Origin of the sequence: Candidatus Gorgyraea atricola, from assembly GCA_030765235.1 — a bacterium.
GTDB classification, from domain to species: Bacteria; Omnitrophota; Gorgyraeia; order Gorgyraeales; family Gorgyraeaceae; genus Gorgyraea; species Gorgyraea atricola.
In genome coordinates this window covers 1-16,599 of sequence record JAVCCW010000025.1, presented here as the reverse complement: position 1 = coordinate 16,599, position 16,599 = coordinate 1, and the positions used below count along the sequence as shown (strand labels likewise).

Here is a 16,599-nt window from a genome sequence, read left to right as displayed (position 1 = left end):
CGCTATATACTCTTGGGCTTACCCTTTTCTGCCTCGTACGCATCCAGGACCTTTCTCTGGATACGCTCCCTGCACTCCACAGTTATGGGATGCGCAATGTCTTTATGCTCTGACTGCCGCGCATCGTGTTGGGCCTCTGGGGTAGCAGCTACAGGTGCCTTTGCAGGGATACTAGCGCTACATTCATTGCAAAATTTACTTCTGACCTCGTTCTTATGCCCGCATTTCGGGCACGAATCTTTCATTCTTCGCGACGGCATTGCTACAAAAAGCCCGTTCTTCCCCTCTATGACCTTTATATTTCTGACCACGAATGCATTCTCAATAGTTATGGTAGCGTATGCGCGCAGCTTATTGTTCAATCCCTCTTTTGGAAATATCCTAACCTCAGTTATCTCCATAGATGCCTCCAGTGTTCGTTGTTACAACAAACGATTTCAACCTGTTTCCCTTCGGCACCTTCTCTGCTATTTTCATCGCCTCCCCCCTGCTTTTAACTGTGCAGAAGATCGAAGGTCCGCTCCCAGATAAAAACACAGGCATTCCAGCTGCCTGTGACAATAAAACCTTGATTCTCTTTATATCCTGGCCATAACCATCCAGGACCTCCTCAAAGATATTGTAACAATTCGCGCCTACTAAAGATATATCTTTATTTTTAATGTTCGAGGCGATGTCTTTGATGTTTGAGCGTTTGGATTTTCTCTTGTGGCTATCAAGCCTTTTGTACATCTCGGATGTTGAGATAGATAGCTCAAACTTTATGACCACGTGCGACAAAGAACAATCTGTATTTATTGGTTCTATAGTGTCTCCTCTGCCAGTGCCTATTGCAAAAGGATCATCCTGCATAAAAAATCCAACGTCTGCGCCTGTAGCCGAGGCAATGGATAAAAGTCGTTCGAAAGGCACAGCCAGTTCGAATCGTTCATTTATAGAGCGAAGCGCTGATGCTGCATCGCTCGAGCCTCCTCCCAGCCCAGCAGAGACAGGTATATTTTTTTTGACGACTATCTCCAAGCCCAGATCAGCATTGGCCTCTTTTAAAAGGGCCTGAACAGCCTTATAAACAATGTTGTCATCGCCTGAAGGACATACGTCATGAGGTTCTACTTTTACCTCAAGGGTTCTGCCTTTCTTTCTTATGAGGATCTCGTCTTTTAAATCTATTTTTTCAAAGATCGTTTCTATATCGTGGTAACCGTCAGGCCGCTTTCCAACTACATCTAAATACAAATTCAACTTTGCTGGGGCGTAGACAATGAATTCATGCATGAAACTCTTTTGGCACACTAAAGTGTGCCCTACAGCTGCTATAAGCAGCTATTGCGTGACCTACATTTATTTCTTTCTTGCGATAACCTTTTTCGCCGCCTTAGCAATGTCTTCCGCGGTTAATTCAAATATCTTAAAAAGCTCGTTAGGATCGCCTGATTCGCCAAATCTATCTTTTACGCCTATGAACTCCACTGGCACTGGGTTCTCCTGCATCAAGACCTCGCATACAGCACTGCCCATGCCGCCTGCTATAGTATGTTCTTCAGCTGTTACTATCGCGCCTGTTTCTCTGGCTGCTTTTAAAATCGTGGCTTTATCAATCGGTTTTACTGTGTGTAGATTAATAAGACGCGCGTCAATGCCTTGCTTTTTTAAAATCTCGCATGCGATAAGTCCTTCACTCACTTCATGGCCGCATGCTATGATCGTAACATCCTTGCCATTCCTTAAAACCTTTGCTTTACCTATTTCAAAACTATCTTCCTCTTTTGTAATAATGGGTTCTTTTAACCTGCCCAGCCTCAGATACACAGGGCCCTTACAAGAAGCGCTGGCAATGGTCGCTTTTTTCGCTTCTATAGCATCACACGGCACAACTACTCTCATGTTTGGCAGGATGCGCATGAGCACTATCTCTTCTATTGCCTGGTGCGTTGGGCCATCTGGTCCTACTGATACGCCTCCATGCGTCCCAGCTATCTTTACGTCCAGATCCATGTATGCGACTGAGACCCGTACCTGATCCCATGCCCTGCCTGCGGCAAATACTCCGAATGTGCAGGCAAAGGCTATTTTGCCTGAAAGCGCCATGCCTGCTGCAGTAGAGATCATGTCCTGTTCGCTCACGCCCATTGAAAAAAATCTCTCAGGAAATTTCTTTTTAAACCATCCTGCGCGCGTAGAATCTGTCAGGTCTGCTGAAAGTACCACTATGTCCTGCCGGTTACTGCCCAGCTCCAAAAGTCCTTCGCCAAATCCATCTCTTGTTGGTTTTCTGTCCATATTGCCTTTCTACGATCCTAATTCCTTTAACGCTCTTTCTAATTCTTCTTTACTAGGGGCTACGCCGTGATATTGATTCTGGTTTTCAAAAAATGAAACGCCTTTTCCCTTCACTGTGTGCGCTATTATTAAAGTAGGCTTTCCTTTTATGGTTTCTGCCTTGTCATAAGCATCTACCACTTCTTTTATGCTATGCCCGTCTACCTCCAGCACTTCCCAGTTAAACGCGCGCCATTTTTCCTTAAGTGGTTCAAGGCCTTTTACATCTTCTATTCTTCCATCTATCTGAAATTTATTATTATCCACTATGCCGCACACATTATCTAACTTATAATGCGCTGATGTAAGGGCTGCTTCCCAGATCTGTCCTTCATCGAGCTCACCATCGCCCATAAGACAATAGATGCGCTTAGGGTCTTTGTTTAATCTTGCGGCAAGCGCGTATCCATTCGCGATCGAAAGGCCCTGACCCAAAGAACCAGTTGATGCCTCTATGCCTGGCAGTCCGACCTGAGGATGGCCTTGAAGCCGCGTGCCTGTCTTTCTCAATGTGCATAGTTCTTTCTTATCGAAAAAATTCATGTGCGCGAGCACTGCGTATAGCGCAGGACAGGCATGGCCCTTTGAAAGCACAAATATGTCACGCGTATCGCAGAGTGGCTTGTCAGATTCGCATCTAAACTTATAAAAATAAAGCCCCACGACAAGCTCCACCATGGATAACGACCCACCTGTATGGCCTGAGCCAGCGCAAGTAAGCATCTTCACTATTTCAATCCGGATCTCTTTTGCTATTTTTTCTAATTCTTTGATATCAGCTCTTCTTTTTGACATAGCTCATCCAGTTTCTTTTGAACTTCCTTGTTTTCGTTAAGTTGGAGTGATTTTTGCCAGGCCCCTTTTGCCTGATCAAGCGCGCCTGTCTTAAAATACGCGTCTCCCAGATGATCATATACTACAGGATCGTCACCTATCAGCCCTATCGCCCTTTCAAGTTCCAGCTTCGCCTCTTCAAACATGCCCCTTTTATAATAAACCCACCCAAGGCTATCTATATACGCGCCGTTATTCGGGCTCATAGAGAGCGCCTTTCTTACTAGACGATCTGCCTCTTCAAGATTTATGCCTTCCTCAGCGTATATATAACCAAGATAATTCAATACCTCAGGATCATCAGCATTTAACTCTAGGGATCTCTCCAGCTGCAGGAACGCGTCTTTCCGCTGGCCCATATCTTCAAGCATTGCCCCCAGATAAAAATGAGATTTTGGATTAAAGGGGTCTACTTCTATGCTTTTTTTGTACGACTCTACCGCGGAGTTTTTGTCGCCTTTTTCACTGTAACAAAAACCCAAGGCAAGATAGATATCCTCTGTTCTTTCCTCCAGAAGAAGCGCCTCTTTTAAAAGTTCTATCGCATCATCGATCCTGGAATCTGCGACATAGATATAACTGAGCTCTATATGCGCAATAACATCCTCAGGGTCAAACTTCAACAAAAGCTTATACTGGCGTATCGCCTCAGTGGCATTCTCCATCTGAAAATAGAGCTGACCCAACTGGCGATATAATTTTGTATTTACAGGGTCGAGTTTTATCGACTTCTCGTAATGCGTTATTGCCCCATCCAGATTATTATTTATTTCAAAGAGCACTGCCAGGGCTAAATGGGCCTCCAGATAATCTGGCCTTAACTTTATTGCCTTTTTAAATTCTTTCACCGCGGCCTCGATCCGCGCTGCCTTTGTGTATACGACTCCGAGATTAAAATGGATCAGCGGTGAATCCCTTTTTTCTCCAGCAAGTTTTTCATAGATCTTTATGGCCCTGTCCAAATCCTGGCCAAGTATATACATATCTGCCAGGGACGTAAGGATCGCGAGATCCTTTGGGTCGCTTTTCAAGATCTCTTCGTATTCCTTTGCTGCCTCGTCATAATTTTGCTGAGAGGTATAAATAAGAGCGAGCAAAAATCTGGCGTGACTATTTTCTTTGTCGAGCTCTGATGCCTTTTTGAGATTTACAATGGCCTCGTTAGCCCTGCCCAGTTTTACGTAAGCTGCGCCTAATTTATAATACACAGGCGCTGCGCCAGGATCGATCTCAATGGCCTTAAGGTATTCTTCTATTGCTTGGGAGACATTGCCTTCATTGTCATAGATCATGCCCATAGAATAATGGGCGTATGAACGGGGTGCTATGGACGGAGCAGTCTTTTTCTCTGCTATCCTCAAAATCTCCTGGGCAGGGCTGAATGTTACGCGTTTCTTTGCCTTCTCTGTAGACACGCAGCCCACGCCATGCAAAGCCACTATCCCTGCAATCGCTAAGATTAATAAATGTCTCGAAGTCATTATCAATGTTGTAAACCGCGGTTACTTCTTCTTGTGTCTATCTCTTCTGCGTCTTTTTTTCCTCTTATGAGTCGAGATCTTTCTGCGTTTTCGTTTTCTGCCACAAGGCATGTACGACCTCCTGTTATTGTATCACTTTATTCAATGGATATTCGATGATTCCTTGAGCGCCCTGCTTTTTCAGCTTTGGAATAATATTACGAACGATTGTTTCTTCAACTATAGTCTCTATCGCGCACCATCCTTTTTGAGAAAGTTTTGAGATGGTGGGTTTTTTCATGGCAGGAAGAATGGAGATCACTTTCTTGAGATTCTTTTCTTCCACGTTCATCTTAAGCCCTACCTTTTCCTCAGCTGCCAACGCGCCTTTTAGAAGAAGCGCTATGGATTCTATCTTCTGCCTTTTCCATGGATTCTTCCACGAGGCCTTATTTGCTACTACAAGAGTCGTGGATTCGCAGATCGTATCGATGATGCGAAGGTTATTAGCCTTGAGGCTCATGCCTGTTTCAGTAAGTTCGACTATTGCGTCTACCAGGCCTGCGCCCACCTTTGCCTCTGTCGCACCCCAGCTGAATTCTACATCCACGCTCACCTTTTTCTTCTTAAAATATGCCTTTGTAGCATTGACGAGTTCAGTGGCTATACGTTTTCCCTTAAGATCCTTTGCGCTTCTTATCTTTGAATCTTTCGGTACTGCCAGAACCCAGCGCACTGGCCTGAGGCCCTGCTTGCCATATATAAGATCGCACACCTTTACGACCTGTTTGCCGCTCTCTATGGTCCAGTCATTGCCTGTAATGCCGCAGTCAAGCGCGCCATCAGCAACATATCTCGCCATCTCCTGCGCCCTTAATAAAAACGGCTCTATCTCTATATCATCTATAGATGGGAAATAACTTCTAGAACCTATAGATATATTAAAGCCTGCTTTTTTAAACATCCGGATAGTAGCCTCTTGCAGGCTACCCTTAGGAAGTCCAAGTTTTAACTTCATATCTTATCACCCTCCAATACGTCATTGCGGGCCCCTCGACTTCGCTCGGGGTAAACTCCGCGAAGCAATCTCATTTTATCTTTTCTGGAATAGCGCTTCTCACTCTTTTTTACGCGAGTTTTGGGATTAATGGTCCAAGACCTACGTACCTTTATACGCTTAGCCTTTTTCTTCACCCCGTTCCAAATCTTTGATTTGGCTGTCATATTGATTTAGTGACTCTAAAAACATACATACCCCTAAACAATTCCACATCCTATAAAATTTGGAACGGGGCATGCAGCTGAATTATTATACAAGGTGGGTAAGGTTTTGTAAAGAGGAAAGTTATAAGCGATTAATAGGTTTTAGGATAATCGGTAAGTTAACAGGGAAATATGTATGTCATTGCGAGGTCCCGATTTACCGGGGCCGAAGCAATCTCTTTATCCCATATTATGGTGCGTGGGGTATTCTGTTCGTGGGCCCCTCCGCCCGGTGGATTCGAACCAGTCGGAGTCAGATCGAAAATCTGATATTTGGATGGGATTATTAGGAAGACTGCTTACTCTCTTCTACATCACAAAAATCTAAAACCAATTTTCCTAAGAAAATGCAGCGTCTTAACTTTTAGACGATTTAGTTCTTTTATGATTTTTTTCTTATTGCCGAGTTGGACAGCATCTCGGGATAAGTCCTTTGAAGAATCCCCTTTTGCCTTTTGTAGTATCGCATCGGGCTTAATCATAATATATCTTTTCTGGCTTTGCAACTTATCATCAAAGTCTAGGTCACCAATTGTGGGTATAGTAACAAAATCTTCGTTTTTTGTCAGTATACGCCCTTCTCTATCCCAGATAGCTTCTATGCTAACTTTAATAATATAAAACTTTTTCAGTAACTCTTTCGTTCTGTCGTATACACTAGGCAACGTGCGAACATGCTGTATAAAAAAATGCCCATCATAAATTATAAAATTCTTATCAGTTTCTATCGTTTCGATAAATAATTCTATTATATCTCTCATTTCGTCTTCGTCATGCTCCATGTCTAAAATATCTTCGTCAAATACAGTGATAGCTGAAGGGTTTATACCAAAATCGCGTCCTGTTGCCAGCCTATGTATTAACGTAGATTTGCCGCTACCCATCTCTCCTTCTATAACTAAAATTACTGGCCCTTTAAGATATTGCATCAAAGATTTGATTTGCACAATCCCTAATTCGTATTCATAAAAATATCTGTAGTCTTGAGGCTCTTTAGTCTCTTTTCCGATAATGTCAATTTCTTTTTCTGTTATGCCCTGCAGATGCAAGCGTTCTCGCAAGTTCATGTCGTCATTATAAAATAAATCTCTTAATTTCTGCAGGGCCTCTTTCTCTTTTGATAAAAGCGGTATCCTTAGATGCCCATCTGCGCTATAAGCTGTGGCTGTAAATACAAACACAAATAACGTTATCACAGTTAACTGTTTTTTAATTCTCTCCATAATCCACCCAAAAAACCACCCTTTCTCAAGGGCCTGGTTGAGATGCTCATACAAGTATATTATACCACAAATATGGCTTATTGGGAAGGGGGTAGCGGTATGGCGAATTGTACTTAACTTTACATTTAAAGCAAGACCTTAAATGTAAAGTTAAGCATGTTTTTGCTTGTAAAAGAAGACCTTGTCGTTGCGTCTTACTTTGAAGGGTAGTTTTATGCCTACTTGTTTGCCTTTTTCTGTAAAGGTTACTGCCTTGCCGGCTATCTGCATCTCTTTTACTTCTGCGATGGATAAGGGTGTGCTTTTTCCGTAGATTGCGATCCTGTCTCCTATCTTAACACCTTGGTTCCTTATATGGATGGCCGCGACGTTATTTTTATTGTAAAAATTAACCACCTCTCCTAAAAAGATCTTTTCGTGTTTACTGTCTACAGGGCCAGCACCTGTATCATTAGGTGTCTCCCAGAAAAATCCGTTCGTAAAGCCTTTATTGTAGACCGAATTCAGTCTGCGCTTGAGATTTTTTTTCAACTGCGCGCTCAGGCTATCTTTAAAGAACGCGTCTATCGCAGTCCTGTATACAGAAGTTACCTCCTTCACATACTCAGGGTTACGCATCCTGCCTTCTATTTTAAAAGAAGTTACGCCTATTTCTATAAGTCTGTCAATAAAATCTATTGTGCATAGATCCTTGGGACTCAATATATAATCCTTGCCCAAAATATACTTATTGCCCTTTTCTTCCAGGTCAGTGATAAGATATCGCCTCCTGCAGGGCTGGATACACTTGCCTCTATTTGCTGATTTTGCAAATGCATACGACGATAAAAAGCATCTTCCTGATAGGCTCACGCACATGGCGCCGTGGATAAATGTCTCTATCTCGCAGCCTATCTTCTCTTTTCTGATGGATTTAATGATATCCTTTATTGCTTCGAAACTACACTCCCTTGCCAGCACAATCCTTTTAACCCCTAATAAACTATAGAATTTCACTGCAGAAAAATTTGAAACACTTGCCTGAGTTGAAAGATGAACCTTGAGTTTTAATTCTTTAGCTATCTTAAGAACAGCCATGTCCCAAGCAATAACCGCGTCCACGCCTGCTTTTTTAGCCTTTTTCAGGATCTTCCTGATCTTGCTAAGTTCGTTATTGTAGATGATAGTATTTAAAGTCAGGTAACCTTTTCTATTGTTTTTATGCAATAACTTCATTGCCTTGTCCAGCTCGAGTAAATCAAAATTCTCTGCGCTGTGGCGCATGTTCAAATCTCTTACGCCAAAATACACACTATCTGCCCCATATTTTATAGCAGTCTGTAGCCCAGCCCAGGATCCTGCTGGAGCCACGAGTTCAACTTTTTTACGTTTCATAAAATTTCCCTTACTCTGGATAACCTACTGGCTGTGTAAGTATTATACTTTGATCGTCTCTAAGGTTCATGATTTTTGACAAGGCTGGTTTATCAACCCAGCCCAGGACAACAGTTGCCAGCCCTTCTGATGCACAGAAAAGATATACATTCTGACTGATAAACCCTGTATCGGTCGCTGAATAAAAAATTGTCCCTTCATTATGTCCACCCATTTTTGCAAAATCAGCTACATATATAAGATCAAGAGGAGCTATTTGCGTAAAAGACTGAAGCCCGACAAACTCCCGCACATCCTTAGCCATGATCGGTTCTAAGGTATGCTTTTGGGCATTGTATAAATATAATCCTTTTTCCATAGCCACATATATCTCGATTTCTTGCCAGTTTTTTGCAGTGGGAGATGTAAGTTTTCCAGAATCAGGCCTGTTTACGCCAGAAGCAGCCCATAAAAGATTTGAAATAAGTTCCAGGGAAAGCTCCTTGGTGCTGAACTCACGTTCTGATTTTCTTTCCTTGAGCGCCTGCATTAACAATACGCCTCTTTCGAGCTGAGGTTTTAAAAGCTCAATGGGTTTTAATTTTTCAGCAAAAACATTGGACTCCCCTACCCAAGAAACGATTGAAAGGAATATTAATATTAAAATTATCCTTAGATAAGTCATACGCTAAACCTCCTTTTAATTATCAAATGACGGGGCCTGCGGCAATTCTCCGGCCAGGGCTTTTTTTATCATCACCTTGATTTCCTCGCTAAAATCCTTGGTAATCACCCATTCTAAATATCGACGGTCATTCTTGAGGATGTCCTTTATGTGTTTTTTCTTTCCATATTTACCGAACATTGGATACAGTTCGCCATTCCACCAGCAAAACTTTCGGCCTTTATCAAAATAAGCGCTGGAGCGTTCATAATCAAAATCTTTCAGAGACTCTATGCCCTGCTCCACGGCCCCGTACTTTTTGATCTGCGCGTCAAATATCTCGACCGTTGCTTCAGCGTCACCCAGGGCGGAATGCGCGTTATCAAGATTTTTTCCGCAGTATAACCGGTAAGCGGCTGTCAGGTCCCTTTTTTCGTGTATGTGATAAACTTTTTGCGCGTCGTATATATTACGCTCGCGCCAATAAAAACTGAAGCCCGCGTCAAAAAACTCGCGCTCCAATACAGGCAGGTCAAATCTCAGGATATTGAATCCGCCAAGATCAGAATCGCCTATAAACTCCTGCACCTCCTTGGCTATATCCTTAAATCGCGGCGCGTCTTTAACATCACCGTCCACGATATTAATAATACGACTGACATTAGGTGGAATTGGTATGCCAGGATTAACGCGTTTTACATAAGCCTCTCTTGAACCATCCGGCAATAACTTGATCATACCGATCTCGACTATCCTGTCCTTCTCAATCCAAGTACCGGTCGTCTCAAGATCAAACACCACTAAAGAACTCGGTAATTTCATTTTTTCACCTCTTATCTAATTATTAATGCGATAAAACTTACTAAGACCAATATTACGGCAGCGATGATTATTGTTTTATACGGTGGATATTTTATGCGTGCCATAAAGCCTATGCTACGGTTCAGACTTTCCCCGCAATAAAGACACCTTATTGCATCGTCATCATAAACAGGCTGCTTGCAGTGAGGGCAAATATATTCAGTCATATGACTTCAGGTATTCGCTGATTATTGAAGTAAAGGTGTCTGCGTAGGTCTCTGCTTTTTTGGCGCCTACTCCAAATACTGTGGCAAAGGTTTCTTTTGTGGTAGGTTTTATGATGGCCATGTCTTTTAAGGATTTGTCTCCAAAGATTATGAAGGCTGGGACACGATGGTTAAACGCAAGCTCTGCTCGTTTCCTGCGAAGCATCTGAAATAATTCCTGATCTATGCCCTGCCATTCTTTTTCTTTTATCTCTTTTCTTTTCTTCGCGATCTCTTTTTTCTTTTTGGCCAGTAGCGGCTTGACCAGCGTCGGAGTGATCTCGCCTTTTAGCACCTTTATCGCGGAAGGCGTAAGCGAAAGTGTAGAATACGCTCCCTCCCTTACAAGAAAATCCTGGCCTATCATCTGCTCTATCATGTATCTTATGAATTCCAGCGAAGTGCCGGTCATCATACCAAACTTGGCTAACTTATGATGTCCTCTTCTTTCAACATTATCGGTCAGATGCCCCTTTAATATATTGGCTATATGGCCTGCGCCAAATCCGTAAGAGATATCCTGTGTGACCTCGTATATACAGAACAATATGTCCTGCCCTATCTTTAAAGGATTCACGACCATGTCAAATTCATCCAGGCAATAATCGCAGGCCGCGCAGGAATTTTTATCATACACCTGGTCAAAATAAGCTGCGATAGCCTTGTGCCTGCACTGAGGCTTTGAGCAAAAATGATATATTGTATTTAGTTTAGCAACGAGAGTATCCTGATTAGAGGATTTTTCCGACAGAAACTTCCAGGTGCGATAATCCCTGCCGCCAAAAAACATGTAACAATATGACGGGAGTCCATCGCGGCCAGAGCGTCCTGTTTCCTGGTGATAATATTCCAGGCTTTTGGGCATAGCAGCGTGTATGATAAAACGGATATTTGAACGGTCAATACCCATGCCAAAGGCAACTGTTGCCACTATTATATTGACCTGTTCACGCACGAACTTATCCTGGTTCACGTGGCGCACTTCATCTGTAAGGCCCGCGTGATAAGGCAGGTTCTCGAAACCAAGTTTATTTAATTTATCAGATATCGTGTCAACATCATCCCTGCGCAGACAATATATAATGCCTGGTTCGTTAACGTGTTTTTTCAGCACATCAGTTATCTGCTGTATAATGATCGTGCGGGGCACCACCCTGTATGTCAGATTAGACCGGTCTACAGAAGCAATGTGTACTTTCGCGTCGTCAAATTTTAGCTGGGCCACAATATCATCCTGCACTGCTTTTGTAGCAGTGGCTGTAAACGCGTGGACACTCATCGACGGGAACATCTCCTTTATAATCCTGAGATTACGATAGTCAGCCCTGAAATCATGCCCCCAGTGGCTTATACAATGCGCCTCATCTATTACAAAAAAGGAGACCTGTACCGAGCGCAAGAGATCAACTGTCTCTTCGTTCTGCAAACGCTCAGGCGAGATATAGAGAAGTTTTATTTTTTGCTCCTGGATAAGCGCTATTATTTTTCTTTGTTCCTTAATAGATAAGCTGGAATTTAAATATACCGCGGCTATTCCTATATCTTTTAACGCGTCCACCTGGTCTTTCATGAGAGATATAAGCGGAGAAATGACAACTGCCATGCCATCCCTAAGAAGCGCCGGCAATTGGAAGCAGAGTGACTTTCCCCCGCCAGTGGGCAGGACTGTAAGGCTCTCTTTGTCCTCGAGAATAGAAAAAATTATCTCTTCCTGTAAAGGCCGGAAAGAAGTATAACCCCAATATTGTTTGAGCGCGGATAATATTTGATCTCTGGTATAACGCATGTCGTTATATTATAGAAGAAAAATCAGGATGGTCAAGGAGGAAAGTTATTCCAACAAAGCATATCCTTGCAAAATGCTTTCAGCGAAAAAATTCGCTATAGGGTCAAACCTATGTATGTCTCCCATCTGCAGAACACCATAGTAACGCTCTCTGTCTTTATTTTGTATTACACAAGGAGGGAAGTTTTTTGATAATAGCTGAGTTATGGAAATGAGCCTACCCACCCTGCCATTCCCATCACTAAATGGGTGCATCTCTTCAAATTCATAATGATTAATGGCTGTCTTTTTTATCACATTACCCCCGTACGTATTTACATCTGAGGTAAACTCCTTAAATAGCTGCGGAACAAACTGGTAGTGGGACAATTTTTTCTGAAGCCCTCTTATGTTTACGTTTACCCTTCTTAATTGACCCGCGTCTTTGCTTAACCCGTGCATAACCATTCTGTGCAACGACAATATAAAACCTTCGTCTATTTTAAAATCCCTGGTTGCTTTTGAAAATACAAACTCCAGCGCTGTCTTATGGTTTATTGCCTCTTGTTGTGCCTTCTGGCTTTTATTGGCCAAGACATCTCCTTGTATAATGATCCTTTCCGTATCACTCTCTGTTAAAGTGCTGCCTTCGATCGCATCTGAATTATAGGTCAAACTTACCAGGAACTTATTATATATGCTGGGGTTTTCTTTTATTGTTTTCAGAGGATTCTTGTATCTTTTTTTTAATCTAGCGGCCAATAAAGGCAAATCAACTTTTTCGATAAATAACTTATAAAGCTTTTGCCTATGTGCAGTATGCGGTGCCCTTTCTTCGTTAATCCACCTGTTTACAGTCTTGTAATCCACCTCTAAAGCCCTAGCTATATCTGCCTGGTTCATACCAGACATTTTCATAATATAACTAATCTGCTCTTGTACGGAAAATATACCATTTTTCATATTTATCACCATTTAAAATATACCATATGGTATATACAATGTCAAGGGGTTTTATCGGCGTCAGATCGAAAATCTGATGTCCTAGTAAAATATTATACTTACAACTTATTATTTTACAACAGGTTGGGCGAATTGGTAAGTTTTCAGTTTATCGCTAGTGACCAAATAGTGACTAGTTCAAGCATCTTTTTAATAGAATAATTTTTTATAAATCGTCTGCTTGAAGTTTTCTAAACTTAATTAGTTCGGAAGTCAAATTATTTGCTGCATCTGCATCATCAGTCTTATGTTGAGGAGCTTCTTCATCTATAAGGTCTATATCTGCAATTGGTGCACCAAAATCTTTAACATCTCCTCTTTCGACTCTTTCATTGAATAATTTCTCACGGTAAGATTCATGCCCTGTCATTAAAAATGCTCCGAGAACAATAATGGCGATAACGCCACCAACTACTGCCCATGCTGATTCTGTTAATATATAAATACCCCATCCACCGGATATTACAAATAAAATATCACCTACCAGCCCTAAAGCAAGATAAAGGTTATTTAAAAAATAATATTTTTTCAAAAATTTTCTTGTCCAATTAAACCATTCGGCAAAAGTTAAATCCAATGCAAATTTCATTGCCCGTTTTTTATCGTTCCCATGTAATCCCAAGAAAAGACCTGCTAAAAAATATCCTGCCTTATAATCCTCGTCAGAGAAAAAATCTTTAGGATCTCTATATTTTTTAGTCCTACCCTCTAACCATTTTTCGCTTATTGTTTTCTTGAGTTCCCCTTGAGTTACTTTTTGCTCCAAATAAGAACGGGCATAATCTTTCCCCTTTTGTACGTTTTCGTCTTCCTTACCCAAAAGTCCTCTTACTATATTTCCAAATACACTGAAAGGGTCTTCTAAATTAAAAAGGTATCTACTATGATGCCCCATCTCATGATGAACAACATCTTTCTTAACAGAATGCCCAAGAAACAAGGCTTTAAAAAGTACCCAATAATAATGGCTAGTAGATAACCAATTCCCCTTCCTAGATCTAAAAATATTTAACGTTTCTAAGCTTTGTATTAATTTATTGCGTTCTTCAGATTCCTGATAAAACAATTGGTCAATCACTTCTTTTATTGCTTCTGTTACTCTGGGCCTAATATCTTCTAACGATTCTTCAAAATAGAGCAATGTTAGGTTTCTTTCTTGGGGAGACTTCCTATAGTTTTCTAGGTAAAATTCTACTGTTTGCTTTAACTTGATAACTTTCTCCTCGCCTATGATTTTATTTCTTAGGTCATCGGTAGATAGGGTGCGAAAGAGAATAAGGTCGGATAGGTATTCCAGGCCACGCCCTTTAAACCAGGACCTATTAAATAATTCTTGGGCAAAAATAAATCTTTCGTTGGAACGAATTGGCCCCAAAAAATAATCTATGTTTAATATTTTTTCAGGATTCGAACGAATAAAGATTGAATTTTTTCTTTTTAATTCTCGCAACAAAGAAATATTTTCATTTTTTTGTTTTCGAGAAATTAATTTTAGACGCTTTGCTATTCTTACTCCCTCTATGGAAATTTTAATCGCTTGCAAAATATCATTTCTTTCATTTTCATCTATAAGTCTTAGATTTTCTTCTGTAGCTACCAAGTCTTTTCTTGCATCGCTGTGTCTCTTGTCCGCATCCAAAGAAACATCGCTAAAATCAAGGGGCTTTCTAAGATGCTCGAAGTCTGACAAATCTATGCCGTAGACTGTAGTAGTTACAGAGAACGTAACTATTATAACCAATCCTATTGTTTTTGTGATTAACAGTTTTCTAAATCTCGTCATAATCATGGCAAAAAATCGCCCTTTCTCAGGGGCTAAGTTGAGCTACTTATTCAATTATAAGTATATCACAAATATAGCTTATTGGGAAGGGGTGCGATTTCGAGACAAAGATGGCTACAGTGGGTGCATTATTGAAAAAACTACAAACTTGCTAAATTCGACCCTCCCCGCTATGTCATCAGAGATACAATCTGACGACACTTCAAGAGTAGCTTATTAAGTACTTTCCTATCTTATTATTTTACAATTAGTTATGATAAAATGGCGTCCCCAACCGGATTCGAACCGGTGTCGTCAGATCGAAAATCTGATGTCCTAGATGGATTGTATGGTTGTAACCTATTATCTCACAATAAGTTATGAGAATTGGTGATTTTGAGGATTATTGCTAGTGACCAAATAGTGACTAGTACAATCCTTAATGAAAATATCAAAATCCTAATGTCAAACCTGTAACAATAGTATAATCAGGGCTTGCATCTGAAATCTCAAAGCCTATTCCAAGATCGAACATTACCATCGCATTTATAGCATAATTTACCCCCACCAGTCCGCTAAAAGGATTGTCATCAAAATCTCCATCAAAAGCTGTCTCACCAGTAATCTCTCCTAATACATTCAAATTTTCATTTATTGGATATTCCATAGCAAGCCCATAGGAAGATGTATCCTTTCCTGGCCCTCCAACAAATGTATAACCTACATTTAAATGCGAGATTAATCTTCCTATTTCCTTACTCATTATTCCATTAACACCATAATCTACTTCACTTGTGCCTAAGCCTTTATCTGCATCTCCTGTTTCTGTCTTGATACTGACACCTAAAGACATGCTGGGCAAATTCCCTTCATCCTCCAAGAAATTATATTTAGAACTAACTACGAGATCTCCTATACCATCCATATCCTCGCTTTCCTTAAAGTTAATAAACTTATATGGAAGCTCTACTCCTATATGAAAACTTTCACTAATACCGTATTTCAAAGCAAAGCTCAAATTATATTCTTCATCATCTTGTTTAACATATTCAAAACCGTTCTCTATCTCAAAAAATCCTTTTTCTACTGTTCCTGCATCATCGGTAGATAATGGCCTTGCTGCATACGCAAAAGATGCAATACCCATTAAAAATAAGGTTAGATATAAAATTTTCTTCATATAAAGGCAACACTCCTCTATTTTATGTAGTATAAGTGAATTTTAAGTGACGAAATTAGACTTTAAAGAGAAATGGAGGAGCTCGAGAAAAATTTGAGGAGTAAAAATCTATATATATAAACTTTTGGAACGTAATATAAGTAAAACCAATATATGGAAAATCTACAAAAAGAAGGATTGTGAAAAATATAATTATATATGCGGTTATAGCTAAAATACACACAGGACAATCATTATGAAATTCTGAATCGCTGTGATTATGCAGAAACCCTGCTGCCACAGACAGAAATATAAAAATTATAACTATGGAGAACAGTACGCTCTTAAAATAATTGCTTCTTGGTGCAATCATTTAGATTACCCTTTTTTTAAGAAAAACGTATATTGGATAGCATCAACTGGACAAACATTCAAACAACGCGCACAGCTAAAACAATCTGCCGGTAATATTTTCCTGTTAATGCGACCTTCTGCAGCTCCTAAGGGACACGCCTTTATACAGGCACCGCATTGGACACACTTTTCTTTGTCAATTCGAACACGAAAAATACTAAATCGCTCAGCTATCCACGAAATAAGGCCAAAAGGACAAATGAATTGACAGAATGGGCGATAGGCAATGAATGATACCAACGATACAATGATTACTGTCAGCAGAATACTGAATGCTTCGAAATCAAGATTAAATAGGTTAAAGGGGTTAAGAT

The 16,599-nt window shown here is 40.7% G+C and carries 15 protein-coding genes; all 15 read right to left on the bottom strand.

Going from position 1 to position 16,599, the window contains the following annotated elements:
- Nucleotides 1–2 precede the first annotated feature (2 nt).
- Nucleotides 3–401: a septation protein SpoVG family protein gene (locus tag P9L93_04830; GenBank protein ID MDP8230413.1), complete on the bottom strand. Its 399-nt coding sequence runs from the start codon at nucleotides 399–401 to the stop codon at nucleotides 3–5.
- The gene (ispE, locus tag P9L93_04825) at nucleotides 388–1,275 is read right to left on the bottom strand and encodes a 4-(cytidine 5'-diphospho)-2-C-methyl-D-erythritol kinase (GenBank protein ID MDP8230412.1); all 888 of its coding nucleotides are present in this window, start codon (nucleotides 1,273–1,275) and stop codon (nucleotides 388–390) included. Before ispE ends, P9L93_04830 begins: the two co-directional genes overlap by 14 nt.
- Before the next feature lie 66 nt (nucleotides 1,276–1,341).
- Nucleotides 1,342–2,280, bottom strand: coding sequence for a transketolase family protein (locus tag P9L93_04820; GenBank protein ID MDP8230411.1), 939 nt, complete (start codon nucleotides 2,278–2,280; stop codon nucleotides 1,342–1,344).
- Between the two features lie 9 nt (nucleotides 2,281–2,289).
- Nucleotides 2,290–3,114 (bottom strand): transketolase, encoded by an 825-nt coding sequence (locus tag P9L93_04815; protein ID MDP8230410.1) that lies wholly within the window; start codon nucleotides 3,112–3,114, stop codon nucleotides 2,290–2,292.
- Nucleotides 3,081–4,634: a tetratricopeptide repeat protein gene (locus tag P9L93_04810; protein MDP8230409.1), complete on the bottom strand. Its 1,554-nt coding sequence runs from the start codon at nucleotides 4,632–4,634 to the stop codon at nucleotides 3,081–3,083. Before P9L93_04810 ends, P9L93_04815 begins: the two co-directional genes overlap by 34 nt.
- 124 nt (nucleotides 4,635–4,758) lie before the next feature.
- On the bottom strand, nucleotides 4,759–5,631 hold the full coding sequence (gene hisG / locus P9L93_04805) for an ATP phosphoribosyltransferase (protein ID MDP8230408.1): 873 nt from the start codon (nucleotides 5,629–5,631) through the stop codon (nucleotides 4,759–4,761).
- 559 nt (nucleotides 5,632–6,190) lie between these two features.
- Nucleotides 6,191–7,099 (bottom strand): hypothetical protein, encoded by a 909-nt coding sequence (locus P9L93_04800; protein ID MDP8230407.1) that lies wholly within the window; start codon nucleotides 7,097–7,099, stop codon nucleotides 6,191–6,193.
- 150 nt (nucleotides 7,100–7,249) lie between these two features.
- Nucleotides 7,250–8,473, bottom strand: a complete 1,224-nt coding sequence (locus P9L93_04795; GenBank protein MDP8230406.1) for a peptidase U32 family protein — start codon at nucleotides 8,471–8,473, stop codon at nucleotides 7,250–7,252.
- A gap of 10 nt (nucleotides 8,474–8,483) precedes the next feature.
- Nucleotides 8,484–9,137 (bottom strand): SagB/ThcOx family dehydrogenase, encoded by a 654-nt coding sequence (locus P9L93_04790; GenBank protein ID MDP8230405.1) that lies wholly within the window; start codon nucleotides 9,135–9,137, stop codon nucleotides 8,484–8,486.
- Nucleotides 9,138–9,152: 15 nt separating this feature from the next.
- Nucleotides 9,153–9,938 carry a 3'-5' exonuclease gene (locus P9L93_04785; protein MDP8230404.1) on the bottom strand — a complete coding sequence of 262 codons (786 nt, stop codon included), beginning with the start codon at nucleotides 9,936–9,938 and terminating at the stop codon, nucleotides 9,153–9,155.
- Nucleotides 9,939–10,136: 198 nt separating this feature from the next.
- Nucleotides 10,137–11,969, bottom strand: a complete 1,833-nt coding sequence (locus P9L93_04780) for an ATP-dependent DNA helicase RecQ (protein ID MDP8230403.1) — start codon at nucleotides 11,967–11,969, stop codon at nucleotides 10,137–10,139.
- A gap of 45 nt (nucleotides 11,970–12,014) precedes the next feature.
- Nucleotides 12,015–12,866: a Fic family protein gene (locus P9L93_04775; protein MDP8230402.1), complete on the bottom strand. Its 852-nt coding sequence runs from the start codon at nucleotides 12,864–12,866 to the stop codon at nucleotides 12,015–12,017.
- 250 nt (nucleotides 12,867–13,116) lie between these two features.
- Nucleotides 13,117–14,733, bottom strand: coding sequence for a hypothetical protein (locus tag P9L93_04770; protein MDP8230401.1), 1,617 nt, complete (start codon nucleotides 14,731–14,733; stop codon nucleotides 13,117–13,119).
- 430 nt (nucleotides 14,734–15,163) lie between these two features.
- Nucleotides 15,164–15,892 carry a transporter gene (locus P9L93_04765; protein MDP8230400.1) on the bottom strand — a complete coding sequence of 243 codons (729 nt, stop codon included), beginning with the start codon at nucleotides 15,890–15,892 and terminating at the stop codon, nucleotides 15,164–15,166.
- 357 nt (nucleotides 15,893–16,249) lie between these two features.
- The coding region (locus tag P9L93_04760; GenBank protein ID MDP8230399.1) for a 4Fe-4S binding protein at nucleotides 16,250–16,599 on the bottom strand (350 nt) is incomplete at its 5' end.

What these genes read in the sequence shown, in the direction of transcription:
- P9L93_04830 (MDP8230413.1), bottom strand. Translation starts at nt 401, where the DNA reads ATGGAGATAACTGAGGTTAGGATATTTCCAAAAGAGGGATTGAACAAT.
- ispE (MDP8230412.1), bottom strand. Translation starts at nt 1,275, where the DNA reads ATGCATGAATTCATTGTCTACGCCCCAGCAAAGTTGAATTTGTATTTA.
- P9L93_04820 (MDP8230411.1), bottom strand. Translation starts at nt 2,280, where the DNA reads ATGGACAGAAAACCAACAAGAGATGGATTTGGCGAAGGACTTTTGGAG.
- P9L93_04815 (MDP8230410.1), bottom strand. Translation starts at nt 3,114, where the DNA reads ATGTCAAAAAGAAGAGCTGATATCAAAGAATTAGAAAAAATAGCAAAA.
- P9L93_04810 (MDP8230409.1), bottom strand. Translation starts at nt 4,634, where the DNA reads ATGACTTCGAGACATTTATTAATCTTAGCGATTGCAGGGATAGTGGCT.
- hisG (MDP8230408.1), bottom strand. Translation starts at nt 5,631, where the DNA reads ATGAAGTTAAAACTTGGACTTCCTAAGGGTAGCCTGCAAGAGGCTACT.
- P9L93_04800 (MDP8230407.1), bottom strand. Translation starts at nt 7,099, where the DNA reads ATGGAGAGAATTAAAAAACAGTTAACTGTGATAACGTTATTTGTGTTT.
- P9L93_04795 (MDP8230406.1), bottom strand. Translation starts at nt 8,473, where the DNA reads ATGAAACGTAAAAAAGTTGAACTCGTGGCTCCAGCAGGATCCTGGGCT.
- P9L93_04790 (MDP8230405.1), bottom strand. Translation starts at nt 9,137, where the DNA reads ATGACTTATCTAAGGATAATTTTAATATTAATATTCCTTTCAATCGTT.
- P9L93_04785 (MDP8230404.1), bottom strand. Translation starts at nt 9,938, where the DNA reads ATGAAATTACCGAGTTCTTTAGTGGTGTTTGATCTTGAGACGACCGGT.
- P9L93_04780 (MDP8230403.1), bottom strand. Translation starts at nt 11,969, where the DNA reads ATGCGTTATACCAGAGATCAAATATTATCCGCGCTCAAACAATATTGG.
- P9L93_04775 (MDP8230402.1), bottom strand. Translation starts at nt 12,866, where the DNA reads ATGAAAATGTCTGGTATGAACCAGGCAGATATAGCTAGGGCTTTAGAG.
- P9L93_04770 (MDP8230401.1), bottom strand. Translation starts at nt 14,733, where the DNA reads ATGACGAGATTTAGAAAACTGTTAATCACAAAAACAATAGGATTGGTT.
- P9L93_04765 (MDP8230400.1), bottom strand. Translation starts at nt 15,892, where the DNA reads ATGAAGAAAATTTTATATCTAACCTTATTTTTAATGGGTATTGCATCT.